The 26,076-nt window shown below is 65.9% G+C and carries 22 protein-coding genes; 10 read left to right on the top strand and 12 right to left on the bottom strand.

The window, feature by feature from the left end:
- Nucleotides 1-63: 63 nt before the first annotated feature.
- Nucleotides 64-1,326: a putative Na+/H+ antiporter gene (locus ACSVDO_RS22345; protein WP_489597271.1), complete on the top strand. Its 1,263-nt coding sequence runs from the start codon at nt 64-66 to the stop codon at nt 1,324-1,326.
- Between the two features lie 80 nt (nt 1,327-1,406).
- Here the strand turns inward: ACSVDO_RS22345 and ACSVDO_RS22340 are convergent, their stop codons facing one another.
- Both ACSVDO_RS22340 and ACSVDO_RS22335 read right to left on the bottom strand, forming a co-directional pair.
- Entirely contained in the window at nt 1,407-2,414 is a 1,008-nt protein-coding gene (locus ACSVDO_RS22340; protein WP_489597269.1) for a FecR family protein, read from the bottom strand.
- A gap of 211 nt (nt 2,415-2,625) precedes the next feature.
- Nucleotides 2,626-3,045 carry a hypothetical protein gene (locus ACSVDO_RS22335; protein ID WP_489597268.1) on the bottom strand — a complete coding sequence of 140 codons (420 nt, stop codon included), beginning with the start codon at nt 3,043-3,045 and terminating at the stop codon, nt 2,626-2,628.
- Between the two features lie 482 nt (nt 3,046-3,527).
- On the opposite strand from ACSVDO_RS22335, the gene ACSVDO_RS22330 reads away from it, so the two are divergent.
- Nucleotides 3,528-3,983 carry a VOC family protein gene (locus ACSVDO_RS22330; RefSeq protein WP_332536385.1) on the top strand — a complete coding sequence of 152 codons (456 nt, stop codon included), beginning with the start codon at nt 3,528-3,530 and terminating at the stop codon, nt 3,981-3,983.
- 6 nt (nt 3,984-3,989) lie between these two features.
- Here the strand turns inward: ACSVDO_RS22330 and ACSVDO_RS22325 are convergent, their stop codons facing one another.
- On the bottom strand, nt 3,990-4,877 hold the full coding sequence (locus ACSVDO_RS22325) for a LysR family transcriptional regulator (protein WP_332548186.1): 888 nt from the start codon (nt 4,875-4,877) through the stop codon (nt 3,990-3,992).
- A 3-nt stretch (nt 4,878-4,880) separates the two neighbouring features.
- Nucleotides 4,881-5,318 (bottom strand): ribonuclease HI family protein, encoded by a 438-nt coding sequence (locus ACSVDO_RS22320; RefSeq protein WP_332536382.1) that lies wholly within the window; start codon nt 5,316-5,318, stop codon nt 4,881-4,883.
- A 119-nt stretch (nt 5,319-5,437) separates the two neighbouring features.
- Here ACSVDO_RS22320 and ACSVDO_RS22315 point away from each other — a divergent pair, with 119 nt between their 5' ends.
- Both ACSVDO_RS22315 and ACSVDO_RS22310 read left to right on the top strand, forming a co-directional pair.
- A complete protein-coding gene (locus ACSVDO_RS22315) occupies nt 5,438-6,430 on the top strand; it encodes an SDR family oxidoreductase (protein ID WP_489597265.1) in 993 nt (330 codons plus the stop codon).
- A gap of 165 nt (nt 6,431-6,595) precedes the next feature.
- The gene (locus ACSVDO_RS22310) at nt 6,596-7,225 is read left to right on the top strand and encodes a TetR/AcrR family transcriptional regulator (RefSeq protein ID WP_489597264.1); all 630 of its coding nucleotides are present in this window, start codon (nt 6,596-6,598) and stop codon (nt 7,223-7,225) included.
- A 144-nt stretch (nt 7,226-7,369) separates the two neighbouring features.
- Here the strand turns inward: ACSVDO_RS22310 and ACSVDO_RS22305 are convergent, their stop codons facing one another.
- Both ACSVDO_RS22305 and ACSVDO_RS22300 read right to left on the bottom strand, forming a co-directional pair.
- Nucleotides 7,370-8,713 carry a sensor domain-containing diguanylate cyclase gene (locus ACSVDO_RS22305; RefSeq protein WP_332536377.1) on the bottom strand — a complete coding sequence of 448 codons (1,344 nt, stop codon included), beginning with the start codon at nt 8,711-8,713 and terminating at the stop codon, nt 7,370-7,372.
- A gap of 124 nt (nt 8,714-8,837) precedes the next feature.
- Nucleotides 8,838-12,710 (bottom strand): delta-60 repeat domain-containing protein, encoded by a 3,873-nt coding sequence (locus ACSVDO_RS22300; protein ID WP_489597262.1) that lies wholly within the window; start codon nt 12,708-12,710, stop codon nt 8,838-8,840.
- A 343-nt stretch (nt 12,711-13,053) separates the two neighbouring features.
- Here ACSVDO_RS22300 and ACSVDO_RS22295 point away from each other — a divergent pair, with 343 nt between their 5' ends.
- The 6 genes from ACSVDO_RS22295 to ACSVDO_RS22270 all read left to right on the top strand — a co-directional run bounded on the left by ACSVDO_RS22295 (nt 13,054) and on the right by ACSVDO_RS22270 (nt 19,883).
- The gene (locus tag ACSVDO_RS22295; protein WP_489597261.1) at nt 13,054-14,034 is read left to right on the top strand and encodes a Bug family tripartite tricarboxylate transporter substrate binding protein; all 981 of its coding nucleotides are present in this window, start codon (nt 13,054-13,056) and stop codon (nt 14,032-14,034) included.
- A 10-nt stretch (nt 14,035-14,044) separates the two neighbouring features.
- Complete coding sequence (locus ACSVDO_RS22290) at nt 14,045-14,815, top strand: SDR family NAD(P)-dependent oxidoreductase (RefSeq protein ID WP_332548183.1); 771 nt, start codon at nt 14,045-14,047, stop codon at nt 14,813-14,815.
- Nucleotides 14,816-14,840: 25 nt separating this feature from the next.
- Nucleotides 14,841-16,043 carry an acyl-CoA dehydrogenase family protein gene (locus tag ACSVDO_RS22285; protein ID WP_332536371.1) on the top strand — a complete coding sequence of 401 codons (1,203 nt, stop codon included), beginning with the start codon at nt 14,841-14,843 and terminating at the stop codon, nt 16,041-16,043.
- Between the two features lies 1 nt (nt 16,044).
- The gene (locus tag ACSVDO_RS22280; RefSeq protein WP_489597260.1) at nt 16,045-17,094 is read left to right on the top strand and encodes an acyl-CoA dehydrogenase family protein; all 1,050 of its coding nucleotides are present in this window, start codon (nt 16,045-16,047) and stop codon (nt 17,092-17,094) included.
- 148 nt (nt 17,095-17,242) lie between these two features.
- Nucleotides 17,243-19,321 (top strand): acetate--CoA ligase family protein, encoded by a 2,079-nt coding sequence (locus tag ACSVDO_RS22275; protein WP_489597259.1) that lies wholly within the window; start codon nt 17,243-17,245, stop codon nt 19,319-19,321.
- 16 nt (nt 19,322-19,337) lie between these two features.
- A complete protein-coding gene (locus ACSVDO_RS22270) occupies nt 19,338-19,883 on the top strand; it encodes a nuclear transport factor 2 family protein (protein ID WP_489597257.1) in 546 nt (181 codons plus the stop codon).
- Between the two features lie 258 nt (nt 19,884-20,141).
- On the opposite strand, the gene ACSVDO_RS22265 is transcribed toward ACSVDO_RS22270, so the two are convergent.
- From ACSVDO_RS22265 to ACSVDO_RS22240, 6 genes are all read right to left on the bottom strand, one after another.
- Nucleotides 20,142-21,779, bottom strand: coding sequence for a flavin-containing monooxygenase (locus ACSVDO_RS22265; protein ID WP_489597256.1), 1,638 nt, complete (start codon nt 21,777-21,779; stop codon nt 20,142-20,144).
- Nucleotides 21,780-21,894: 115 nt separating this feature from the next.
- Nucleotides 21,895-22,692, bottom strand: a complete 798-nt coding sequence (locus ACSVDO_RS22260; protein WP_489597255.1) for an SDR family NAD(P)-dependent oxidoreductase — start codon at nt 22,690-22,692, stop codon at nt 21,895-21,897.
- On the bottom strand, nt 22,689-23,651 hold the full coding sequence (locus tag ACSVDO_RS22255; protein ID WP_489597254.1) for a branched-chain amino acid ABC transporter permease: 963 nt from the start codon (nt 23,649-23,651) through the stop codon (nt 22,689-22,691). Before ACSVDO_RS22255 ends, ACSVDO_RS22260 begins: the two co-directional genes overlap by 4 nt.
- The gene (locus tag ACSVDO_RS22250) at nt 23,648-24,532 is read right to left on the bottom strand and encodes a branched-chain amino acid ABC transporter permease (RefSeq protein WP_489597252.1); all 885 of its coding nucleotides are present in this window, start codon (nt 24,530-24,532) and stop codon (nt 23,648-23,650) included. Before ACSVDO_RS22250 ends, ACSVDO_RS22255 begins: the two co-directional genes overlap by 4 nt.
- Nucleotides 24,533-24,589: 57 nt before the next feature.
- Nucleotides 24,590-25,309, bottom strand: a complete 720-nt coding sequence (locus ACSVDO_RS22245; protein WP_489597250.1) for an ABC transporter ATP-binding protein — start codon at nt 25,307-25,309, stop codon at nt 24,590-24,592.
- Nucleotides 25,302-26,066 carry an ABC transporter ATP-binding protein gene (locus ACSVDO_RS22240; RefSeq protein ID WP_332536355.1) on the bottom strand — a complete coding sequence of 255 codons (765 nt, stop codon included), beginning with the start codon at nt 26,064-26,066 and terminating at the stop codon, nt 25,302-25,304. The genes ACSVDO_RS22245 and ACSVDO_RS22240 overlap by 8 nt, the downstream gene beginning before the upstream one ends.
- Nucleotides 26,067-26,076: the final 10 nt, after the last annotated feature.

Below are 26,076 nucleotides of genomic sequence, written 5' to 3'. Positions count from 1 at the left end.
TGGCGTGTCAGGAAAGCAGCGAAGGTCGGGCCGCCTCGCTGCGCCGTCACGTCCTCCTGATCCATGTTCAACATCCCTGTCGAATGGATGGCTGCCGCCATCTTCGCGCTCGCCCTGTCCCATACCTTTGCCGCCAAGCAGTTCGAGCGCCTGTCCCACCGCTTTCCGCGCCACGCCGGCCTGTTCCATCTGCTCGGTGAAGTCGAAGTCGTGTTCGGCTTCTGGGCCATCGTGCTGATTGCCTTCATGGCCCTGGCCAGCGGCAGCGGCGCAGCGCTTCAATATGCCGAGTCGCGCAACTACACCGAGCCGCTGTTTGTCTTCGTGGTGATGGTGATCGCGGCGTCCAAACCGGTACTGGCGATCGTCATGTCCACCGTCAATGCGCTGGCGCGCCTGGCGCCGCTGCCCACGCCGCTGGCCAGCGCCTGGCTGGGCCTGGCCGCGGTGCCGCTGCTCGGCTCGCTGATCACCGAACCCGCGGCCATGACCATTGCCGCGCTGATGCTCGCGCCGCAGATCTTCCGCCGCCAGGTGCCCGAAAGCCTCAAGTACCTGGCGCTGGGCGTGCTGTTCGTCAATGTCTCCATTGGCGGAACCCTGACGTCGTACGCCGCGCCGCCGGTGCTGATGGTCGCGGCCACCTGGGGCTGGGACAGCGCATTCATGTTCACCCAGTTCGGCTGGAAGGCCGCGCTCGCGGTACTGGTCAACGCCAGCGTTGCAACCCTCTTGCTGCGCCAGCACCTGCGGCCCGCGCCGCCGGCCAATGACGAACTCGATGCGACTGCGCGCGTGCCGTTGACCGTCATCGCCGTGCACCTGGGCCTGCTCGCGGGCGTGGTGCTGTCGGCCCACCATCCGGTGATTTTCCTGGGACTGTTCCTGATGTTCCTGGGCTACACCCAGGCCTATGCAAAGCACCAGAGCCCCCTGATTCTCAAGGAGGCGCTGCTGGTGGGCTTCTTTCTGGCCGGGCTGGTGGTGCTGGGCGGAATGCAGCAATGGTGGCTGCAGCCCATCGTGTCGGGACTGCAGCCGCTGGCGCTGTTCCTGGGAGCGATCGGCCTCACGGCGATCACCGACAATGCGGCGCTGACCTATCTGGGCTCGCTGATCGTCGGCATCTCGGACGAATCCAAGTACCTGCTGGTCGCGGGCGCCGTGGCCGGCGGCGGGCTCACGGTGATCGCCAACGCCCCCAACCCCGCGGGCGTGGCCCTGCTCAAGCGCGGTTTTGCCGACGAGACCGTGGGCGCGCTGGGGCTGCTGCTCGGAGCACTGGGGCCTACGGCCGTGGCGGCAACGGCGTTGCTGTTTCTTTGAATGCATTCGCCTGGTGCGGGCCGGGCGCAGCCTGCACGGCGGCGATGACCGGCGGGGCCGAGCGCCCCATTGCCCGGCGGTCAGGAGGCGGCCACGATCTCCGTCTGCGTGCCGGACTCCTGCAGCCGCACCGGTAGCATATTGACCAGCGCCTGGCGGAAATCGCCCGGGCGCAGCGGATCGAAGCTGCCCGAGATGCGCAGCGCGGCCACGGCCGGGTCGTGCACCACCATGCGGGTCGGGCCATAGCGCTCGAATTCGGCCAGGGCCTGGGACAGCGGCACGTTGTCCAGCGTGATGCGGCCATCGCGCCAGGGCGCGATGCCTGACGACGCCACGGCGGCGACGACACCGCCGGCCAGCTGCTGGCCCGCGGCCAGGAACACGGCCCAGTCGGTACGGTCCTGCGCGGCCACGCTCACCATGCCCTCTTCGACAGACACCCGCACCGGACCTTCGTCCGTATGGCGCACCGCAAAGCGCGTGCCCACTACCGTGACCCGGGTGTTGCCGGCCAGCACATGGAAAGGACGCGCGCTGTCGGCTTGCACGTCGAACAGGGCCTGGCCCTGGGGCAAGCGCACTTCGCGGCGCTGGCGATAAAGGCTCACCTCGACCCGCGTCGCGGTGTCCAGCCGCAGCTTGCTGCCGTCGGGCAATTGCACGCTCAGTTGCTGGCCGCGCTGGGTCTCGTAGCTTTGCGCAAACAGCGGCTGCTGCCGCCAATGGTTCCAGGCCAGATAGCCGCCACCGCCGCCCAGCGCCAGCACGAGGACCGCGAGCGCAGCCCGTAGCACCAGCGCGGACCGGCCGCCACGCCGCACTCGGGAGCGCGCCGCCACGGCTTTGTCCTGCGCCACCTGAAGGCGCATCTGCTCCACGCCCGCAAGCGGAAACGCGTCCATCTGGCGCCAATCGGCCTGCCAGCGTGCGTACGCGACCTGGCGATCGGGATGACCTGCGAGCCAGCGCTGGAATGCGGCATCCGTGTGCGCGGTGTGGGGCGCGTCGCTGAAACGCACGAACCAGTCCAGGGCCTCGGTGTCGAGGTCGCTGTCGTGAAAGGTGGCGGTGGAGTGATCAGTCATGCGAATGCCCGAAGATGCATGGTAATGGACGCACGCGGCAGCACCAACCCGGCGCGTGCCGAATGCAGCATAGGTCGGTGCTCGTTGGGGAAGGTTTCGGCCGTCAAACGGCACAGGCGTGGAGCGCCGATGATCTGCATTTGTGCGTTTGTCGCAGGGTCGCGCCGCGGCGCCACACTGCAAGCCGGAGCGAGTGAAATGGGCATGGCGTTCAGTCCAGCGCAACCGGCACCCGCTCGATTCCGTGGGCCATGGTCTTGACTTCATGCACCATCACCGTGCAGACGCCGTCGTTGGTGTAGATGTGCACCTCATAGTCCTTTCCGCCTTGCGCAGTGAAGCTGACAGCGTCGCCGCTGCGGCGCCGCCCCGGCGCGCTTGAAAACGCAATGGGCAATGGAGAACCGCCTGAGCCGCTGTCGATCCGCAGCGGCTTGCCGCCGGGAATCAGAAACTCCCAATAGCTGACTTTGGAAAAAATGCGTTTTCTCGGTTTCGGCTCGCCCCTGTCTGCCGTGTGCGCCAAGTCCCGGCGCGCCGGGGACTGCAGCGCCGCCAGCGTATGCAGCAGGTCGGCAGCGCGGGCGCCGTCGACCTTGACGAAGCTGCGCTCTCCCTGGACGGTATGCATGACCATCACCAAGGGCCTGGCTTTGAGGCCGAACAGGCGAATACGCGCCGATTCACCGGGTGGGCACAGCGGCACGGCAGCAGGCCATAGCACCCTCACCCCGCGAGCCATGCGGCAACAAAGCGCCCGGAAAAACGCGCCTGACTTTCTCATGCGCAAGCCCGCACGGCCGCGGTTCGCTCCGCGGCTTCTTGCGGAAGAGAACAGGACAATTCGATGGATTCGGTCAGCGGCATCTCAAACACAGCAGATTATTTATAAATACTAAGTATAAATAATATTCAATAGGTTCCAGCTATTTACATTTTTTTGCTGCATCGTTGCATGCGGCGCAAGTGGCAGCAGTGCTCGGCCCAGGCCAAGACCGGCGCGGCCACCGATTGATGAAAAAAATCTGTGCTGAGCGCGCAGATATATCGTTTTTATTTATCAGTCAGTCTGTCTACAGTGGGCCTGTCTCCCACACCGCCAGCAGATCCATCATGAACTCCACGATCCTCTCCGCCGATTCCCACCTGTCGTCGCCGATTCCTTTCCACCTCGCCTTTCCCGTGCACGACCTCGCCCAGGCGCGTGCGTTCTACGGTGAGTTGCTCGGTTGCCCCGAAGGGCGCAGCTCGGACGCCTGGGTGGACTTCAACTTCTTCGGCCACCAGATCGTTGCCCACCTCGCGCCCGAAGAGTGCGGCCAGCGCGCCCACAGCGCGGTCGACGGCCACGATGTGCCCGTGCGCCACTTCGGCGCCGTCGTGCCCATGGCGCTGTGGCAGGCCATGGCCGACAAGCTGGTCGCACGCGGCACCGACTTCGTCATCGAGCCCTATATCCGCTTCAAGGGCGAGCCAGGCGAGCAGGCGACGATGTTCTTTCTCGATCCTTCGGGCAATGCGGTGGAGATGAAGTCGTTCGCCGACCTGGGCTCGCTGTTCGCCAAGTGAGGCGCTTCAGCGCCGCGCGGGAGTCGGCGCAGGCGCCGCGTCGCGCAGGCATTGCGCGAGCAGCGCCACGGCAGGCGTGCTCGCGCGCGGGCGGCGCTGCAGCAGGCCGATCTCGCGATGGAATGTCTGCTCGCCCAGCGCCAGCACGCGCACGCCGGCGGGCAGCGGCAGATGGGCCTCGACCAGCGGCACCAGCGCCACGCCCATGCCCAGCGCGACCATGTGGATCAGCGCCGGGATCTCGTCGACTTCCACTGCATCCTGCACGGCCAGGCCTTCGCGGCGCAGGAAGCGCTCGACCATGCGCCCGCCAAACGACGTGCGTTCGTAGCGCAAAAATGGCTGCGACTGCAGCAGCGCGCGCCAGTCGCGCCCCTTGACGCCTGCGGCCACCATCAGCACGAAGGCTTCGTGCACCAGCGGCTGCCAGGTCAGTTCGGGCAGCATGCCGAAGGGCGGGCGGATGATGAGCGCGGCATCTATCTTGCCCGCGTCGAGGTCGTCCATCAGCCCCATGGAGATGCCCGGCGTCACATGCACGCGCAGTTGCGGGTGAACGGCGCGCAGCGCGCCTATCGCCCGCGCCAGCAAGGTGGGCTGGGCCGAGGCGATCGCGCCGATGCGCAGCAGGCCCGACGCGCTGCTCTCGCCCGGCAGGTCTGCGAGCTGGGCATAGAGCGCCTGGATCTGCTCGGCGCGCGCCAGCGTCGCCTGGCCCGCGGCATTGAGCGTGGCCGAGCGGCCGGTGCGATCGAACAGCGCAAAACCCAGCGACTCCTCGAGCCGCTTGATCTGGCTGCTCACGGCCGACTGCGTCAGGCCTATGCGCTCGCCGGTCGCGGCAAAAGTGCCGTAGCGGCACACGGCGATGAACGTCTTGAGTTCGCTCAGCATGGCTCAGACAGGCAAGGCCGCCTGCGGCGCTGCGCCATCCGCCAAGGGCTCGCCGCGCGCCAGCGCGTCGGCAACGGCGTTCTTGTGGCGCGGAATCCAGCGCAGCTGCACGCTTTCGAACAACGGCAGCAGCGCGCGCGCCTGGGCATAGATATAGGCCAGGCGCGCAATGGGCTTGGGACTGGCCTGGCTCAGCTGTTCGGCGAGGATGCTGTTGTCGGTATGCAGCAGCACCGCGCGCACCTGCTGGCCATGCAGCCATTGCAGCGCGTGGATCGCGGCCAGCGCCTCGGCTTCGTTGTTGCAGCCCGAGTGGGCGATGGCCTGGCTGAAGCTGTGCGCGCTGCCGTCGGGCGCGTAGGCGATGCCGCCTATGCGCATATGCCCGGGATTGGGCGTGGCGCTGCCATCGATGTAGACCGTCCAGAGTTGCGAATCCATGCGAGCAGCTTACCCGCTTGGCGGCCGGCCCTGGACCGATGAAGGCCGTTTTCCTACAGGAAAGCGTGCCTCGGCGCACTACATTGATCAGCGTATTCACTCGACGAGGAAACGCGGCCATGAAGAAAACCGAAAAGAAGACCACCGCCGCCGTGGCCAAGACAGTCGCCAAGCAAAAGGACATCCAGGCGAAACAGAACGCCGCGGACAAGAAGCCGCGCAAAGCCAAGCCTTCGCTACCTGCGCCCGGCCCGGGACGCAAGGCCAGCGCCGCCCCCATGAGCCGACAGCATCTGACCAAGCCCGGCATCGAGGCACGGATGCAGCAGCCGCCGCAGTACGATGCGCCCGCCTACCAGGGCAGCGGCAAGCTCAAGGGCATGACGGCGTTGATCACCGGCGGCGATTCGGGCATAGGCCGGGCAGTCGCCATCCTGTTCGCGCGCGAAGGCGCGAATGTCGCGATCGCGTATCTGAACGAACACGAAGATGCGGCGAAGACCTGCGCCCTGGTCGAAGCCGAAGGAACGCAGTGCGTCTGCATTTCGGGCGACATCAAGGACGCGAAATTCTGCGCCGACATGGTCAAGAAAGTCGTCAAGCGCTTCGGCGGGCTCAACATCCTGGTGAACAACGCGGCGTTCCAGCAGCATGCGGACTCGCTCGAGGATCTCAGCGATGCGCGCATCGCAGAAACCTTCCAAACCAATATCTTCGGCTACATGCACATGGCCAGGGCCGCGTTGCCGCATCTGTCGCGCGGCGACTGCATCATCAACACCGGCTCGGTGACCGGGCTGCGCGGCAGTGCCAAACTGCTCGACTACTCGGCGACCAAGGGCGCAATCCACGCGTTCACCAAGGCGCTGGCATCGAATCTCGCGGGCCAGGGCATTCGCGTCAATGCGGTCGCGCCCGGCCCTGTGTGGACGCCGCTCAACCCCGCCGACAAGCGCGGCGACGACCTGGCCGAGTTCGGCAAGGACACCGACCTGGGCCGCGCCGCCCAGCCCGACGAAATCGCGCCCGCCTATGTGTTCCTGGCCGCGCCCAGTTGCGCGAGCTATATCACGGGCATCGTGCTGCCGATCACGGGCAGCGTGGGCGGCTGAACGCCCAAGGCCTGAGACAGGGGTCTTTGACGCTACACTTACCTACCGAAAGGTAAATAGGGTTTTCACCCCGTTCCAGGCAGCGCTGCGCGCAACTGCAACAGCTTGCAGCGCGCGCCGGGTCACCTATACTTTTCCTTCCACCAGAACAAAAATGGGAGCACGATGGCAACTCGTCGTCCAAAAGAAGACACGGCCGCAGCGACCGATAGCTTTCGGCCGCGCGTAGACAACCGCCCGGAACAGATCATAGGCATCGCCTGCCGGCTGTTCGCGCGCCGCGGCTACGAAGGCACGTCGCTGCGCGATATCGCCGAAGAAGCCAAGATCACCAAGGCCGCGCTGTACTACCACTTCCCCAACAAGGAGGCGCTGTTCCACCGCATCGTGCTCGACTCGCTGCGCGCGCTGATCGACTCCGTGCGCGCTGCGGTCGACGCCGCGCCCACGCCGCTCGAAAAAGTGCGCCAGTACATGCTGGTGTCCGCCGACTTCATGGACGCCGACCGCGACTCCTGGATGGCGGGCTCGAACGCGTTCTGGATGGGCGCCGAAAGCGAGCAGCGCACCATGACCATCGCGCTGCGCAACGAATACGAAAGCCTGCTGCGCAGCTGCATTTCCGACGCCATCGAGACGGGCGTATTCAAGCCGCACAACGTCGCGTTGACCGGGCGCTTCCTGCTGTCGTCGCTCAACCAGATGACGCGCTGGCACAACCCCAAGGGGCCCATGTCCACGCGCGAAGTCATAGAGGAGTATCTCGACATGGCGCTGCATGGGTTGAAGGCCTAGGAGCGGCGATTTGTCCGATTCCGGCTTTTGATGCGGTGGGGGCAGGCAGCTCAGCGCACGCATGGAACCATGAACCGCCAGCCGCATGCCTTGAAGGTATGCCGTTCATCCGTCGACAGGCCCGGGGCCTGGAGCACAGTGGCCTCAATCCTCTGATGCTGCGGGCGCTCGGCTGAACACCTGGTTGCGGCCCTTGCGCTTGGCCTCGTACAAGGCCTTGTCGGCCGCATCGACCAGCAAGGTGCTGGAAGCGTCGCCCGCGCAATGGCTGGTGCAGGCCACGCCTATGCTGACCGTGATGCGCACCACGCCCGTGAGCTCGGTGCCCAGCGACATGCCTTCGACCTGCAGCCGCAGAAACTCGGCAAGCTTGGCCGCGCTCGCGGCGTCGGTATCCGGCAGCAGGATCGCAAACTCCTCGCCGCCATAACGCGCCACCAGGCTGCGCGGGCGCTGCACCACATGCGTGAGCACCCGCGTGAAGCTCTTGAGCACTTCATCGCCAAAGGGATGGCCATGGGCATCGTTGAGCTGCTTGAAATGGTCCACATCGAGCATCAGCAGCGACAGCGGCGTGCCCAGCCGGCGCGATTCGCCCCATTCGGAAGCCAGCAGCTCGTCGAAGCGCCGGCGATTGGCCAGGCCGGTCAATGCGTCCTTGCCTGCCAACGACTCCAGATGCTGTGTCAGCTGGTGCAGCTCTTCCTGCTGGCGGCGTGAAGCCGTGACATCGACATGCGAGAAGAAACTGCTGCCATTGGCCTGGGTGCCGCGCAGCTCGACGATGCGCACCCAGCGGTTCTGCGGCAGCGCCAGTACATAGGGCGCGCCCGAAAAACGCTGGCGCTCCTTGAGAATCGCCAGCCCTCTGGCAAAGCCCGCCGTCGGCGCTTCGCGCCGCCAGGTTTCGGCATAGATTTCGTCGAACTGGCGTGCGCCCAGGCTGGCTATGCCGGGCAGGCCATACAGCACCAGGAACGCATGATTGGCCCACACGGCCCCGTCCTGCTTGTCGACCATCAGAATGCCGTCGGCCAGGCTTTCGAGCGCCCTGGCCGTATCGGCGGAAATCTGTCCCGACAACTGCGCCAGCCGCGGATTGATCCTGTCCTGCATTCCCGGCAGCAGCGGCGTGGTCTTGCGCCACAGCCGCACGCGGCCAAGAGCCCCGAGCGACACCGACGCGGCGCGCACCCGATAGCCATGGTGGTCGAACTCGAAAGCGCGCTGCTGCTGGTAGTGGCGCTGCACCCCTTCTTCTATGTAGCGCTCCATGGCCGGCAGCTCGTCCGGGCTGAGCCGCTCCAGATAGAAGCGCCGCAGATTCTCGCGGTAGTCTTCGCCCTCGTGCACATGGCCCGCATGCTCGGGAAAGAACTGCAGGAACGTGTCGTTCCACAGCAGCGTCCTGTGCCTGGTGTCAAAGACACAGATGGCCACTTCAAGCTGGTCAAGAGCCAGTGCAACCAGGCGCAGGATGGAGATCAAAGTGTTTATGAAAGGTAGGCAACGGGGGAATTATCTGTGAAGTGCCGCAACGTGGGTTGTCGGGCGAAAAAAATGCCGGGCAGGACGGCATTGGATGGAAAGGGCCGCGCGCCGCGGCCCCCTGTCAGCCGGTGGCGCGCTCAAGCCCCCAGACGTCGTAGGCCACGCCTTGCTCCGCCAGGGCCTGCAGGCCGATGGTGTGCGCGGTCTGCGCCAGTTCGGCCGCATGCACCAGCAGATCGGCCCGGTCCCAATTCTGCTGCTCGGCCAGCTCCATGACTTCCTGCAATTGCGCCTCGTCGGGAATGCGCTGCACCAGGTTCAGATACAGCAGGCTGATCAGCGCCTGCATGCTGTCGCCGCCGGCCAGCTGGTCCAGAATCCCGTTGGCCTGCACGCTGTCCGCCAGCGCCTGGGCGCCCTGCGCATCCACAAAGGCAATCAGCTCGCCGACCAGCGCACGGTCGTCGAGCGCATTTGCGCCCAGCGCGGCAGCGAGCAGGCGCAGTGCCTGGCCGGCCGCGCCATCGAGGTCCAGCGCCACCGCATGATCGGCAAACTGCAGTCGCTCCACACCCAGCAGCGTGTCACGCCCGCCATCATGGGCCATGCTCTTCACGATCCACTGGCCTTGCTCCTCGCTGCGCCACACGTAGTCGGCCGCATTGCCGCCATAGACCACGGTGTCCACACCGGCACCGGCGTCGATGCGGTCGTCGCCCTGTTGCGCACGGAACACCTCGTCGGCCGTCGAGCCGAACACCGGGCCTGCGTAGTTCGTGAATGCCAGTCCCTGCTGCGCCAGCGCATCCAGGTCCATCGCCTGCGCCGTGACCGCAAGTTCTGCGGCAATCTGCACCCATTGCGCATTCGAGTATCCGCTTGCCGGCAATTCCAACAGCAGCTGCAACTCGGCGGCATCGGGCGCACGGCCCACGATGTGGGTATGCAGCAGCGTCAACAAGGCCGCCGGGTCGGCATCGCCGGCCAGCGCCGTGAGCAAGCCCAGATTCTCGGCGACCTGCGAAGCCGCGCCCAGTCCCAGGCCATCGACATAGGCCATCACATGGCCTACCAGATCCGGGCTGTCCAAACCAGCCTGCCCCCACAGCGCGAACACCAGCCGTGCGGCCTGGGCCGCCGCCACACCCCGGCCTTCGGCCGCGAGATCCAGCGCCACCGCGCCGTCGTCGAACACCAGACGCTCTATGCCCGGCAGCGGCGTGGCGCTGCTGCCGGAGGCGGTGCGCAGGCTCCACAGGCCGGCGTCGCTGCGCTCCAGCACATAGTCGTCGCGCGCCCCGGCATAGTGAACCACGTCGATGCCCGGCGTGGCCGGAGGCGGCACGGGCGGTGCCGGAGGCGGGGCCGGCGGCTGTGGCGCGGGCGGCTGAGGTGCAGGCGGCCGAGGCGGCGCCGTGGCCGTCAGCAGATAGCTCTGCGTCACCGACTCCGCGCCATCGCTGAGTTCCAGTTCGATCGATGCCGCGCCTGCCGCCGCTGCCGTGAAGGTGGCACCGGCTATCGCGGCATTGATCTGCTCTGCCGTGCCGCTGAGCTGTATGCCGTCCGCGTCCGGGTCGCTGTCTTCCAGACCTTCGAGCGTTCCATTGACCGCGGTCAGCGTGAGCGTCATGTCGTCGCCATCGTCGTCGCGCACCGTGAAGCCGGCCAGCACCGCGGCCTGGCCCACGGTCACGGCCTGTACCTCGGTGGGCACACCCGCCAGCAGCGGCGCGTCATTGACCGGCGTGATGTTCACCTGCGTGCTGCCGCTGGCGGGAGGCATGTCGTCGCTGCCGTCGCTCAAACGCCAGTCAATGTTCACGCTCTCAGGCGGAGCATCGCTGGTGTTGGCATAGGTCAGCGAACGCAGGGCCTGGTTCACGCGCGCCTGCGTGGCCTGGGCGTTGAAGCTCAGACTCAGCTGGCCTTCCGCCCGGGAATAGCTGCCTATGCGTATTCCGGACAATTCAACGCCACCGTCGTCGGTCAGCTCCAGCGCGCCGCTGGCACCAAACATATCCTGCGCATGGGCGCCGCCGCTGCGCGCCAGCGTGAGGCTGGCACCGGCGTAATGACCCTGGGCGGCAAGCTCGGCGTCAAAGACCTCGACCATGTCATCCAGCACCACGGGCAAGCCGTTCTCGGCATAGCTGACAGCGCCGCCCAGCGTATCGACCGGGCTGGTCAAGGGGTTGAACGTGGTGTCCAGGGTGCCGTCGGCGTTGAGGCGGATCAGGCTGAAGTCATTGTTGCCGCTGGCGTTGATGCTATACCCGGCCACCACGATCTTGCCATCGGGCTGCAGGGTGACGCTATGCCCCCAATCATTACCGTTGCCCACAGGCACCAGCAGCTTGCCGTTGCCCCCAAAGCCGGTGTCCAGGCTGCCATCGGCGTTCAGGCGGATCAGGCTGAAATCGTTGCCGTTGCTACCGTTTTCGCTGTATCCGGCCAGCACGATCTTGCCGTCGGGCTGCAGGGTGACGCTATACCCCTGGTCAGCACCGCTGCCCACAGGCACCAGCATCTGGCCGTTGCCATTGTCACCAAAACCGCTGTCCAGGCTGCCATCGGCGTTCAGGCGGATCAGGCTGAAGTCGTGGCTGCCGCCATGGAAGCTGAACCCGGCTATCACGATCTTGCCATCGGGCTGCAGGGTAACGCATTGACCTTGATTGGTACGGGAGCTATCCAGATCCAGCACACGCCTGCCGTCCTCCCCAAAGCCCTGATCGCGGCTGCCATCCATGTTCAGGCGGATCAGGCTGAAGTCAGTATCGCCGTTCGGTCTGACGCGGTAGCCGGCCACCACGATCTTGCCGTCGGACTGCAGGACGACGCTTTGACCCACATCACTTTCTTGGTCGCTGCCCACATCCAGCAGCAGCTTGCCCTGGTCGCCAAAGAACTCGTCCAGGTCGCCATTGGCGGTCAGGCGAATCAGGCTGAAGACATCATTGCCGTATTTGCCGCTGTTGCCGTATTCGCCGCTGCTGTTTCCGGCCACCACGATCTTGCCGTCGGGCTGCAGGGTGACGCTTTGACCCTCACCAATGCGGCCGTCCCATTCCAGCAACTTCGTGCCGCCTTCCCCAAAGCCCTCATCGGGACTTCCATCGGCGTTCAGTCGGATCAGGCTGAAGTCAACTCCAAGTGGATCGATCACGCTCCTGCTGTACCCTGCGACCACGATCTTGCCGTCGGGCTGCAGGGTGGCGCTTTGACCAAAATCATGGCGGCTATCCAAACCCAGTAGTTGCTTGCCGCCGGTCCCAAAGCCCTGGTCCAGGCTGCCATTGGCGTTCAGGCGGATCAGGCTGAAATCGCTGCCGTCGATACCGTTGTTGCTGTGCCCGGCCAGCACGATCTTGCCGTCGGGCTGCAGGATGACGCTCAGGCCCTCATCAGTGCCGCTGCCCACGGACACCAACAGCTTGCCGCTGCCCGTGGGCACGGCAAACGTAGGCGCGCTATTGGCCGGCGGCTGCACCGCGGTAAAGGCGTAATGGCTGACGGCGCTCGTATGACCGTCATTGACCGTGATCTGCAGATGGCCCTGGCCGACGGCATCGGCAGTGAATGTGGCATCGAACAATGCGGCGCTGATCTGCGCGGCCGTGCCGGTCAGCTGTATTCCCGGCGCGTCGTCGTCGCCATCGGTCAGCCCCCCCACGACGCCGCCCACGCGCCCCAAGCCATCGAGCACTTCCAGGGTCACGGTCAGCTCGGCTTCACCGGGATGGGCGACCACGATATCGGCCAGCGCCGTCGCCCGGCCCACATGCACAAATTGCGCTACTGCGGGAATACCGCTCAGCACCGGCGCGACCAGGACCCCGTTGACGGCGATCTCGCCAGCGTCCACCAGCGCGTCGCCATTGCTGAAGTCCGCTGACGTTTCACCGTCGATGTCCATGACCACCTCCCCGCCCTCGGGCAGCGCAGGCTGGCCCCCAAGGCGTTCGAGAGTACGAGCGCGTGAGTTCGGCATATCAGATACCTCATTGAATGGTTGAACGCCAGCGGCTGCACCTTTCGGCAAGCACTCCGCCTGATGCGGAGTGTGTTGCGTGTCGCCTGCCTGAGTTCCATTCCGCCGCGCATTGCCGGGGCGGATCGCAGCCATCCTGACGCGCTGGATGCTGAAACAACGCGCTGCCCGCACAGAGCGCGCGCAGGCGCGTTTTCTCCAGACCATTGCAAACCTGTCTAGGGTTAGCCCCCATTCTTCAACTTACCTGCCGAACGGTAGAATTATTTCACCAGCAAGATCCAAGCCCCTGCCGTGGCATGCGCAAGGCATGGCACGCACTTTCACAAAGGATTGCAGCAACATGTTGATTCGACATTTACGCCCCGGTCTTGCCGCCCTTTTCGTCCTTTTCTACGGCGTCGCGGTGCAGGCGCAGCCGGTGCAGGGCTTCCCGACCAAGCCGGTGCAGATCATCGTGCCGTATGCCGCGGGCGGCGTGACCGACATCCTGGCGCGCATCGTCGCCCAGCGCCTGTCCGAGCGCTGGAAGCAGCCGGTGATCGTCGACAACCGGCCCGGCGCGGGCACGGTGATAGGCACGGCGGCGGCGGCCAAGGCGCCGGGCGACGGCCATACGCTGCTGATCACGGCATTCGGCTTCACCGCCAACCAGGTGCTGGTGCCCAACCTGCCCTACAACCCCGCGGCACTCGCTCCGCTGGCGATGCTGGCCGACTCGTACAGCTACCTCTATGTGAACGCCGCGGTGCCGGCCAACAACATTCCCGAGCTGATTGCCTATGCCAAGGCCCACCCCGGCATGACGTTCGCCTCGTCGGGCAATGGCTCCAGCCCGCATATCGCGGCCGAAGGCTTTGCCGGGCGCACCGGCATAGACATCGTGCATGTGCCCTACAAGGGCAATGGCCCGGCGATCAACGACCTGGTCGGCGGCCAGGTGCAGGCGCTGTTCGACAGCTCGGCGACGATGAGCTTCGTGCAGACCGGCAAGCTCAAGGTACTGGGCGTGGGCAGCAGCGCGCCGATCAAGCGCTCGCCCGACATCGTGCCCATCGCCAAATCGGGCGTGCCGGCACTCGCCGACTTCACGGCCAGCGGCTGGTTCGGCATGTTCCTGCCCGCGTCCACGCCGCAGGAGCTGCAAAAGAAGATCTACGCCGACGTGCAGGCCGTGCTCGAGACCAGGGACATGCACGAGGCGATCTACAAGACCGGCCTGGAGCCCGCGCTGATGACACAGCAGGGCTTTGCCGACTACCTCAAGAAGACGCTGGCCACCTGGGCGCCGGTGATTCGCGAACGCAAGATCCGCCTCGACTGAGCTGCACCCCATGACACACACCACCACTTCCATTCCCGACATGCCCGCGCTGGGCCGCCTGGCCGGCCGGCGCATCGTCGTCACGGGCGCGGGCTCGGGCATAGGCGCGGCCATTGCGCAGCTGTTTGTCGCCGAAGGCGCCAAGGTCGCGGCCATGGACCAGAACGTTGCCGGCATCCACGCGTATTTCCAGCCCGGTGACGGCATTGCGCTCAAGGCCGATGTCTCGAACGAGGCCTGCGTGAGCCAGGCGATAGACAGCGCGGCCCAGGCGCTGGGCGGCATCGACGGCCTGGTCAATGCCGCGGGCATCGCCAATGGCGAGCTGCTCAGCGAAGTGCGCCTGGAAGACTGGCGCCGCGTGATCGACGTCAATCTCACGGGCAGCTTTCTGCTGGCGCGCGCCTGCTACCCGCATCTGCGCGCGGTGCAAAACAGCACCATCGTCAATTTCTCCTCGGGCCAGGGGCTGCAGCCGTTCATGCGCCGCGGCGCGTATGCGGCGTCCAAGGCCGGCGTGATCTCGCTGTCGAAGTCGCTGGCGATGGAATGGGCGCCGATACGCGTCAACACCATCTGCCCGGGCGCGGTCGACACGCCCATGGTGCGCAACGGCTACGACCCCGAAGTGCTGCGCACCCAGGTGGGCGCGCGCTATGCGCTGGGCCGCGTCGCCGAAGCCGTGGAGATTGCGCGCGCCGCGCTCTACCTCACGGGCGGCGAATCCTCGTTCATCACCGGCGTCGCCCTAGCGGTCGACGGCGGACGCAGTTACCACTGACCGGAACTCTCTTTCTCTTGCCTCCATGACACAGAACCCTACTCTTTCCGCCGTCGACCCCTATGCCGCATTCCGCGAGGAACTGCTGGAATTCACGCAGCAGCCCGAACTCGCCGCGCTCAAGGAGAAAGTGCGCAGCAACCAGAAGATGTCGCGCGCCGAATACAGCGCCTGGCAGAAGGCACTGCATGCGCGCGGCTGGGGCGCGCCCAACTGGCCCGTCGAATACGGCGGCACGGGCTGGGACCTGCAGCAGCGCTACCTGTTCGAGGAAGTCACGGCCCAGGCCGACTGCCCGCCGGCCTACCACCACGGCATAGGCCATATCGGGCCGGTGATCATGCATTTCGGCAGCGACGAGATCAAGGACCGCTTCCTGCCGCGCATTCTCGACGGCAGCGAGCACTGGTGCCAGGGCTACTCGGAGCCCGGTGCGGGCTCGGACCTGGCCTCGCTCAAGACCACGGCGGTGCGCGACGGCGACGACTATGTGCTCAACGGCCAGAAGATCTGGACCTCGCACGCCCAGGAAGCCGACATGATGTACACGCTGGTGCGCACCTCGAACGAAGGCCGCAAGCAGGCCGGCATCTCGCTGCTGCTGGTGCCGCTGGACACGCCCGGCATCGAGGTGCGCCCGATACACACCATAGACCAGTGGCACCATGTCAACGAGGTCTTCCTCAACGACGTGCGCGTGCCGGTGAAGAACCTCGTGGGCGTCGAAGGCGAAGGCTGGAAATGCGCCAAGTTCCTGCTGGACCGCGAACGCCTGTCGCCGGCCACCGTGCCGCGCCTGGCGCGCCAGCTCGAGCAGGTGGCCGAACTGCTGGCGCAGAAAATGCAGTCCCACCCCGGCCTGCCCAGCATCCATGCGCTGCAGGAGCGGCTGTTCCTGGCCCAGGCTTCGACCAAGGGCGCGCGCCAGATGCTGCTCAGCGCCATCCAGGAAGAGATGCAGGGCACGCTGGCCTCGTCCAAATCCTCGGCGCTCAAGCTCCACACTTCGGAGCTGTCGCAGCAGATCGTCGGCATTGCCTTTGACATCGCCGGCCCCGAATACGCGGCGCGGCTGGTGCCCGAAGTCGAGGCGCCCGATGGCAGCGACGACCTGGACATCGAACGCCAGCTGACCCACACCTATTTGTTCTACCGTTCGCGCACGATTGCCGGCGGCACCAGCGAAGTGCAGAAGAACGTGATTGCCCGCGACCTGTTTGGAGCCTGAGATGACTTTCCATGTGACCCCGATGTTTCCCGGCGATCTGTATGACTCCACGGACCGAATGGCCGGCGCGGGCGCTGCCGACTGGCGCCAGATTCTCGAACTTGGCTGGCAAGGCGTGCTGGTCGCTGAAGACCAGGGCGGCGTGGGCGCGACGCTGGCCGAATTCTCGGCGATTGCCGAGGCCTCCGGGCGCCACGCGCTGGCGCTGCCGCTGATCGCGCGCTGCGTGGTTGCACCCATGCAGCTGGCCGCGGCGGCGGCATCCGATACGGCGCGCGCGCTGCTCGCGCAGCTGTCCGCGGGTCACGCCTCGGTCTGCCCGGTGCTGGGCAGCGATGTCCAGGCCACGCCCGACGGCAACGGCGGGCTGCGCCTGCAAGGCGTGCTCAAGGGCGCCGACCTGAGCGCCGATGCCAGCCATCTGCTGTTCAATACCGCGACGCAGCTGGTGCTGATCGAGACCGATGCCCTGCCCGAGGCGCGCTATTACAAGGGGCTGGACGGCCGGCGCACGGCCGACTTCACGCTCGATGGCGTGCGCGTCGATGCCAGCCAGGTGCTGCTGCAGGGCGAGGCCGTCGCGGCCGCCGTGAAGGCCGCGAGCGACACCGGCGCGGTGATGACCTGCGTGCAGACCGTGGGCGCGCTCGGCGCACTGGTAGAGCAGACGATTGAATACCTCAGCACGCGCAGCCAGTTCGGCGTGCAGCTGTCGACCTTCCAGGCGCTGCGCCACCGGCTGGTCGAGATGTACGTGGCCTACGAAAGCGCGCGCGGCCTGGTCAAGGACGTGACCGAGGCGCTGTCGGCCGACCCCGCGGCGAATCCGCGCGACGCGGCGCTGACCAAGCTGTATCTGGCCAGCGTCGGCCGGACTGTGGCAGAGTCGGCGATCCAGCTGCACGGCGGCATGGGCATGACCACCGAAATGCCGGCCGCGCGCCTGGCCATGCACACCTTGATGTGCAATCTGCAATACGGCGACCGCTTCCATTATCTGGATGCGCTGTCGGCGCAGATGTCCAACGAGGTGGCGGCATTGGCCGCCTGAGATCTGTTGACCCGGTCCGTTCGGGCTGAGCCTGTCGAAGACCGCACTTCGACAAGCTCAGTGCGAACGGGTTTTGACCTTTCGCCCGCAGCAAAGCCAAGGCTCGGGATCGAAGGTTGATATGAACATCCTTCGCAAAGCCTTCCCCATGCAAACCATCCACTCTCTTTTCTTTCCCGAATCGGTGGCGCTGATCGGCGCCTCCTCCGACCCGGAGCGCATTGGCGGACGCGTGCTGCGTTTCATGCGCGAAGGCGGCTACCAGGGCACCATTTATCCCATCAACAAAGGGGAGCCGTTGGTGCAGGGCCTGCAGGCGTACAAGAGCATCAGCGATGTGCCCGGCCCGGTCGACCAGGCGGTGATCATCATTCCCGCGGCCGGCGTGGAGACCGCGCTGCGCGAAGCCGTGGCCAAGGGCGTGAAATCGGTGCAGATCCTCACCGCGGGCTTTGCCGAGATCGACGAGGCCGGCAAGGCGCTGCAGCAAAAGCTGGTCGACATCTGCCGCGCCGCCGGCGTGCGCATGCTGGGCCCGAACTCGCTGGGCCTGCTCAACCTGTCCAACCGGTATTCGGCCACCTTCTCCACCGCGCTCAACGGCCTGCGCCCGGTCAAGGGCAATATCGCGCTGGCCACGCAAAGCGGCGCCTTCGGCTCGGCCACCTACGGCATGGCCTCGCTGCGCGGCCTGGGTTTCTCCAAGATCATTGCCACCGGCAACGAGGCCGATGTCGATGTGGCCGAATGCATCGACTACCTGGCCGACGACGCCGAAACGCGCGTCATCTGCGCCGCAGTGGAATCCTGCAAGGACGGCAATCGCCTGCGCCAGGCGCTGCTCAAGGCCTCCAAGGCCGGCAAGCCGGTGCTGATCATGAAGGCCGGGCGCACCGAGGTCGGCGCCTCGGCCGCGGCCACGCACACCGGCTCGCTGGCCGGCAATGACACGGTCTACGACACGGTGTTTGCCGAGTGCGGCGCCTACCGCCCGCAGTCCATCGAGGAGATGCTCGACATCGCCTATGTCTGCGCCGTGACCGGCCAGCTGCCCGGCAATTCCGAAGTCGCGATTCTCACCGGCTCGGGCGGCATTGGCATTCTGATGGCCGACCATGCGAGCGACCATGGCCTGGCGCTGCCGCCGCTGTCGCCAGCCGCAAGCGCGGCGGTGCGAGAGGTGCTGCCGTTTGCCGTTGCCGCCAACCCGCTGGACACCACGGCCCAGGTCACGGCCGTGGCCAGCGGCGTGACGCGCACGCTGGACGCGCTGCTGAGCCATTCGACCTATGGCACCGTCTTTGCGTATCTGGCCCATGTGGGCCTGTCACCCAGCCGCTTCCAGTCGACCAGCGACGAGCTGATTGCGCTCAAGAAGAAGTTCCCCGAACGCGCCATCGTGATGGTGATGCTGGCGACCACGGAAGTCGCGGCCGCGCTGGACGCGCATGGCATCCCGACGTTTGCCGACCCTTCGCGCGCGGTGCTGGCGCTGGCCGGCGCGCGCCAGCTCGCGCGCCGCCACCAGGCGCTGTACTCGCCCTCGTCGGCCGGGCGTTCGGCGCAGCCCCTGGGCGATGTCTCCACCGAGGCCGCGGCCAAAAAGGTGCTGGCTGAAGCCGGCCTGCCCATGCTGCCCGAAAAGGTCTGCGGCAGTGCCGAAGACGCCGCGGCCACGGCCATGGAGTTCGGCTTTCCCATCGTTGCCAAGATATCCTCGCCCGACATCGCCCACAAGACCGAGATCGGCGGCGTGATGCTCAATCTGCAGGACGCCGAAGCCGTGCGCCAGGCCTATGGCGAACTGCTGCGCCGCGCCAAGGCCGCCGCGCCCGAGGCGCGCATCGATGGCGTGCTGATCACCCCCATGCTCAAGGGCGGCGTGGAAACCATCATGGGCATACACATGGACCCGACGTTCGGGCCCATGGTGATGTTCGGCTCGGGCGGCACGGCCGTGGAGCTGTTCAAGGACGTGGCCTTTGCCTCGGCGCCGGTGAGCGCAGCGCGCGCGCGCGAACTGATCGATGCCGTGCAGTCGTCGCGCCTGCTGCGCCAGTGGCGCGGCGGCCCGCAGTACGACGAGCAGGCGCTGGTCGACGCGATCTGCAAGCTGTCGGCGTTTGGCCAGGCGCACGCCGATGTGCTCGAAAGCATCGATGTCAATCCGCTGGTGGTGCGCGAAAAAGGCGCGGTCTGCCTGGATGCGGTGATTACACTGCGCTGATTCCCGGAGACCAGACATGACCCCCCACCTCGAAGAAAAACTGCAAGCCCTGCTCGACCGCGAAGCCATTCGCGAAGTGATGTACGCCTACTGCCGGGGCATAGACCGCGGCGACGAAGCCGCGCTGCGCTCGGCCTATTGGGAGGACGGCACGGACCGGCATGGCGCCTACAGCGGCAGCGCCAGCGGCTTCATTGAGAAGGCGCTCAAGTCTCGCAGCAGCGGGCTGCGCATGATCCACCAGGTCAGCAATATCTCCATCGTGCTCGAAGGCCGGCATGCGGCCGTCGAAAGCTACTTCCAGGCCTTCCAGTACGACACCGACCCGGCAACGGGCCGGCTGCGCGAGACCTTTCTATGCGGCCGCTACGCCGACCGTTTCGAGAAACGCGGCGAAGAATGGCGCGTCGCCGCGCGCACCGTCATCTATGACTGGATGAAGGAGGCGCCGGCGCCCGAAGGCGACGAGGCCACGCGCTTTGGCGTGCGCGCGCCGCAGGGGGCAATGAAGCCCGATGATGCCTGGTACCAGTTGCTGCGCGAGGCGCCGTTCGCGAAATAGACGGCTTCACGCCCCTCTATCTTGAGGGCAGGCCGTTCATGGTTCGACGGGCTCACCACGAACGGGTTTAGCCAGTGCAGCGCTTCATGCTCCAGATCTCCCAACTCCGTTCGCCCTGAGCCCGTCGAAGGGCGTTTCGGGGCGTGCTGCACGCGCTTCTCTGAGCGTCATTTGTTTTTAGCCGCTAAAAAAGCGGGACTGGTCACCCAGCCCCGCATCAAACGGCAACCCGTGAAGGCCGCCTCCCTGCCACAGGGGTCAGGCTTCCGCCGACTCCCGCAGATGTTCGAACGCAAAGCCGCGGTAGCCGTCGCGCACCGCCGCGCCCGTGAGTTCGCGGTATTTCATGAAGCCGCCGGTGAACAGCGTCAGGCCCAGCGGCTTGTCCTTGACGTTGGCGCCCACGTACCAGGTCTTGGCCTTGGTCAGCAGCGTGCGCTGCGACAGCTCGTAGACCAGGTCCATCCAGCCCTGTTCGGCCTCGGCCGTGGGCTCTATGCTGGCCAGGCCTTCTTTCTCCATATGCACCATGGCCGCCGCAATCCAGTCGACATCGTGTTCGCTGATGCGGATGATGTTGGCCAGCGCCGCCGGGCCGTTGGGGCCGGTGGTCATGAACAGATTCGGGAAGCCCTCCATCATCAGGCCCAGATAGGAGCGCGCGCCGTCCTTCCACTTGTCGTTGACCTTGCGCCCGTCCTTGCCCACCACGTCAAAGGCCAGCAGCGCGCCCGTGAGGCCGTCGTAGCCCGTGGCAAAGATCAGCACGTCGAGCTCGATCTCGCCCGATTGCGTGCGCACGCCCTTCTCGGTGATCTCGACAATCGGGTCCTTGAGGCAGTCGACCAGATGCACATTGGGACGGTTGTAGGTCTCGTAGTAGCTGCTGTCCAGGCAGGGCCGGCGCGCGAAGATCGGGTAGTCGCGCGGCTTGAGCGCCTCGGCCGTCGCCGGGTCTTCAACGACTTCGCTGATCTTGCCGCGCACGAATTCGGCGACATGCTCGTTGGCCTCGGCGTTGCTCATCAGATCGGAGAAGGTGCCCAGCATCGCCAGGCCGCCGTTCTTCCAGGCGTCCTCCAGCAGCTGGCGGCGCTGATTGGGCGTGACGCTGAAGAAGGCGCGCGTCGACTGTGGCCGTACGCCGCCCACGGCGCTGTTGCGCGCCGATTCGCGAATGCCTGCGTAGTGGCGCTTGACTTCGGCCACGTACTCGGGCTCGAGGTTTTCGTTGCGCATGGGCATGGTGAAGCTGGGCGTGCGCTGGTAGACAAACAGCTCGCCGGCTTCCTTGCCGACTTCCTGCACGATCTGTATGCCGGTCGAGCCCGTGCCTATCACGCCCACGCGCTGGCCCGCAAAGCTGATCGGCTCATGCGGCCAGCGCGCGGCGCGCAGCAGCCGGCCCTTGAAGCGTTCTATGCCGGGAATTTCCGGGTCCTTGGGCACGGACAGCGGGCCCGTGGCCATGATGCAATAGGTGGCTTCGAGCGTCTCGCCCTTGTCGGTCTTCACCGTCCAGAGCTTGCGTTCCTCGTCCCAGACGGCGCTGGTGACGCGGGTGTTGAACTGGAAGTGCTTGCGCAGGTCCAGCCGCTGGGCGACGAAGTTGATATAGGCGAGCAGCTCGGGCTGGGCCGCGAACTGCTCGGACCAGGTCCATTCCTGCTCGACTTCGGGCGAGAACGAGAAGCTGTAGTCGATGCTGGGCAGGTCGACGCGCGCGCCCGGGTAGCGGTTCCAGTACCAGACGCCGCCCAGGTCGCCGCCGGCCTCGAAGCTCTGGATGCGCAAGCCCATTTCACGGAACTTGTAGGTGGCGTACATGCCGCCAAAGCCGCCGCCGACGATGACTACGTCGAGGCGGCGTACGGATGCTGGGTGGTTGGTTTGCATTGTTGTCTCCTGCTATTTTCAAAAAACTTGGCCTGAGGACACCCTTCGACAAGCTCAGGGTGAACGGCCGAAAACACTGCGCTCATCCTGAGCTTGTCGAAGGATCGAAAGGCCGTTAAACCGCCAGCGTGCCGCCATCCACCGGCAGCGTCACGCCATTGACATAGGAAGCCAGCGGCGAGGCCAGAAACACCGCCGCGCCCGCGAGTTCCTGCGGCTGGCCCACGCGGCCCGAGGGAATGCGCGCCATGAAGCGCGCCAGGCGCTCGGGGTTGGCGCGCGTCGCGTCGGTCATCGGCGTCTCGATCACGCCGGGGGCGAGCGCATTGACGCGAATGCCGTCAGGCCCGAGATCGGCGGCCATCGATTGCGTCAGCATCTTCACCGCGCCCTTGGACGCCGAGTAGCCCAGCGCCCCGGCCTGGGCAATGAAAGCCGCGCCCGAAGCGATGTTGATGATGCAGCCGCGCGTGGCGCGCAAGGCCGGCAGCCAGGCGTGGATCACGTTGAACGTGCCCAGCAGGTTGACATCGACCACGCGCCGGATATTGGCGTGGGCGCGCGGGCTGTCAATGCCTTCGCGCAGGATCACGCCGGCGTTGTTGACGACGATGTCGACGGCGCCGATCTGCGCGCCCACCGTCTCGGCCAGCGCCGCGGCCGCGTCGGCATCGGTCACATCCAGCGCAAAGCCCCAGGCCTGGCCGCCGGCCGCGCTGATCAGCGCCAGCGTTTCGGCGCAGCGCTGCTCGCTGATGTCGGTGACGATCACGCGCGCGCCGGCGCTGGCCAGGCCCTGGGCAATCGCCTGGCCTATGCCGCTGGCGGCGCCCGTGACCAGCGCCAGCCGGCCTTCGAGCAGGCGCGCGCCCTGCAGCGCAGCCATCACGGCATCACGGTCTGTCGCGCTCATGGCAGCTCCTTACCGGCCGCGCGCAGCGAGCGGCGTTCGAGCCAGGCATAGAGTTCGCCCACCAGGCCCTTGCGGAACGACAGCACGACGACCACGAACACCAGGCCCTGGATCATCAGCACCCACTCCGCGTACGAGGCGAGGTAGTGCGACATGGAGACGATCAGCACCGCACCCGCGATCGGGCCGAGCAGGGTCTGCATTCCGCCCAGGATGCAGATCAGCAGCGCCTCGCCCGAAGTCACCCAGGTCAGGTCGTTGAGCGTCACCACCTGGAAGGCCACGGCCTTGATCGCGCCCGCCAGGCCGGCCAGCGACGCCGACAGGATGAACACCAGCAGCTTGTAGCGATTGGCGCGCAGGCCCAGCGAAATCGCACGCGGCTCGTTGTCGCGGATGGCGCGCAGCACCTGGCCGAACGGCGAGTTGACGATGCGGTGGATGGCAAAGAAGCCGAAGGCCGTGAGCGCGAACACCGTGAAATACATCACGTAGTTGTTGCCCAGCTCGATGACGCCGAACATCGCGCGCCGCGGCACGTCCTGCAGGCCGTCCTCGCCGCCGGTGAAAGGCATGCGCAGCGCGAAGAAATAGATCAGCTGCGAGAACGCCAGCGTGATCATCGAGAAGTAGATGCCCTGGCGGCGGATGGCGAGTGCACCGGTGAGCGCGCCTATGACCACGGCCACGCCCACACCGCACAGAATGCCCAGCGCCGGGTCCAGTCCCCAGACCTTGATGGCCTGGGCCGTGACATAGCCCGAAGCGCCAAAGAACATCGCGTGGCCGAAGGACAGCAGGCCGCAGTAGCTGACCAGCAGATTGAGCGCGGCCGCGAGCAGCGCGAAACAGAAGATCTCGATCAGGAACTGCGGGTAGAGCACGAAAGGCGCGACCAGCAGCAAGGCGACGAAGGCCGCAAGCAGCAGGCGCTGCGTGGCTGGAGAGAAGTATTTCATCGGGCCTCCTGGCCAAACAGGCCGTTGGGACGGATTGCCAGCGTGATGATCATCACGATGAAGATGACGACGCCGGCGGCGTCCGGGTAGATCAGCTTGGTCAGGCCTTCGACCAAGCCCAGGCTGAAGCCGGTGATGATGGAGCCGATGATCGAGCCCATGCCGCCGATCACCACGACCGCGAACACCACCACGATCAGGCTGTTGCCCATCAGCGGATTGACCTGGTAGATGGGCGCGGCCATGGCGCCGCTCAGGCCCGCCAGACCCACGCCCAGGCCGTAGGTCAGCATCAGCATGCGCGGCACGTTGATGCCGAAGGTGCGCACCAGCGCCGCGTTCTCGTTGGCCGCGCGCAGGTAGGCGCCCAGCTTGGTGCGCTCTATCACCAGCCAGGTGCCCAGGCACAGCACCAGCGAAGCGGCAATCACCCAGACGCGGTAGGCTGGGATGTAGCTGATGCCGATGTCAAAGCCGCCCGAGATGGGATTCGGATAGGGCTGGCCGGTGGCGCCGAACTTCCAGCGGAACGCGCCTTCCATCAGCATCGCCAGGCCGAAGGTCAGCAGCAGCGCGTAGACATGGTCGACGCGGTACAGCCGGCGCAGCATCAGCCGCTCTATCACCAGCCCGAAGCCCCCGACCACCAGCGGGGTGATGATCAGCGCATACCAGTAGCTGATGCCGAAGTACTCGAGCAGGCCCCAGGCAACAAACGCGCCCAGCATGTACTGCGCGCCATGCGCGAAGTTCACCACATGCAGCAGGCCGAAAATGATGGCCAGGCCCAGGCTCATCAAGGCGTAGAACGAACCGTTGATCAGGCCTATGACCAGTTGCCCGACGAAGGCCGACATGGGAATGCCGAAAATCTCATCCATGGTGGACTCTCCTGTAGAGCGCCGCGCCGCAGCGCGCGAAAATGTTTGGTGTGCGCTTCATAGTCCCAGCAGCCCTTCGATGCGTGCCAGATCCCTGGCGATGTCGTCGCGGTGGAAATGGTCGACCACCACGCCCTCGTCGATCACATAGAACCGGTCCGCAATCTTTGAAGCGAAACGGAAGTTCTGCTCGACCATCAGCACCGTGAAGCCGCGCTCCTTGAGGATGCGAATGGTCTGGCCTATCTTGGAGACGATCACCGGTGCCAGGCCTTCGGTGCACTCGTCGAGCAGCAGGAACTTGGCTCCGGTGCGCAGGATGCGCGCGATCGCCAGCATCTGCTGTTCGCCGCCCGAGAGCTTGGTGCCCTGGCTGTGGCGGCGCTCCTTGAGGTTGGGAAACAGCATGTAGATCTCGTCGACGCTCAGGCCCCCGGGGCGCAGCACGGGCGGCAGCAGCAGGTTTTCCTCGGTGCTCAGGCTGGAGAAGATGCCGCGCTCCTCGGGGCAGTAGGCGACGCCGAGTTTCGCTATCGTCTCGGGCAGCATGGCTATGGTCTCGCGGCCGTTGATCTCTATGCTGCCGCGGCGCTTTTCCAGCAGCCCCACGACCGCGCGCAGCGTGGTGGTCTTGCCAGCGCCGTTGCGGCCCAGCAGGCAGACCACTTCGCCCTGGCGCACTTCGAGGTCCATGCCGTGCAGCGCCAGGTTCTCGCCATAGTGGCCGACCAGGCCCTTGACCGACAGGCACAAGGCAGCGTTGTTGGCTTCAGTCATTCGCGCCTCCCACATAGGCTTCGATCACCGCCGGGTCGCGCGAGACTTCGTCATAGCTGCCTTCGGCCAGGATCTGGCCCGACTGCAGCACGGTGACGCGGTCGCACAGCTCGGCAATGACCTTCATGTTGTGCTCGACCATCAGAATGGTCCTTCCCTTGGCCACGTTGCGGATGATCTCCATCACCGGGCCAATGTCCTCGTGGCCCAGGCCAGCCATGGGCTCGTCGAGCAGAATCATTTCGGGCTCGAGCGCAATGGTCGTCGCCAGCTCGAGCACGCGCTTGCGGCCGTAGGGCAGCTCCACGGCCGGCGTATGCAGCCAGCGCGTGAGGCCCACCATTTCTATGAGCTCCAGCGCGCGCGCGTCCAGCACCTGCAGCGCGCTGTCGCGGCGCCAGAACGCCCAGGTCATGCCGGCCTTTTGCTGCAAGGCCACGCGCACGTTCTCCAGCACCGTCATCTGGCCGAACACCGCCGAGATCTGGAACGAACGCACCAGGCCCATGGACGACACGGTCGCCGGGTCGCTGGCGGAAATGTCCTTGCCATTGAATTTGATCGTGCCCGTGGTCGAGCGCAGGAAAGTGCTCAGCAGATTGAAGCAGGTGGTCTTGCCCGCGCCATTGGGGCCTATCAGCGCGTGCACGCTGTGGCGGCGCACGCGCAGATTCACGTCCTTGACCGCATAGAAGCCGCGGAACTGCTTGCTCAGGCCCGTGGCCTGCAGGATGTAGGGATCGGGGGGAACTTGCATGCCAGCGCCT

The organism is Comamonas sp. DB36, assembly GCF_057914905.1.
The sequence above is the reverse complement of the archived record's forward strand: the minus strand, read 5'-3'. Positions and strand labels throughout refer to the sequence as shown.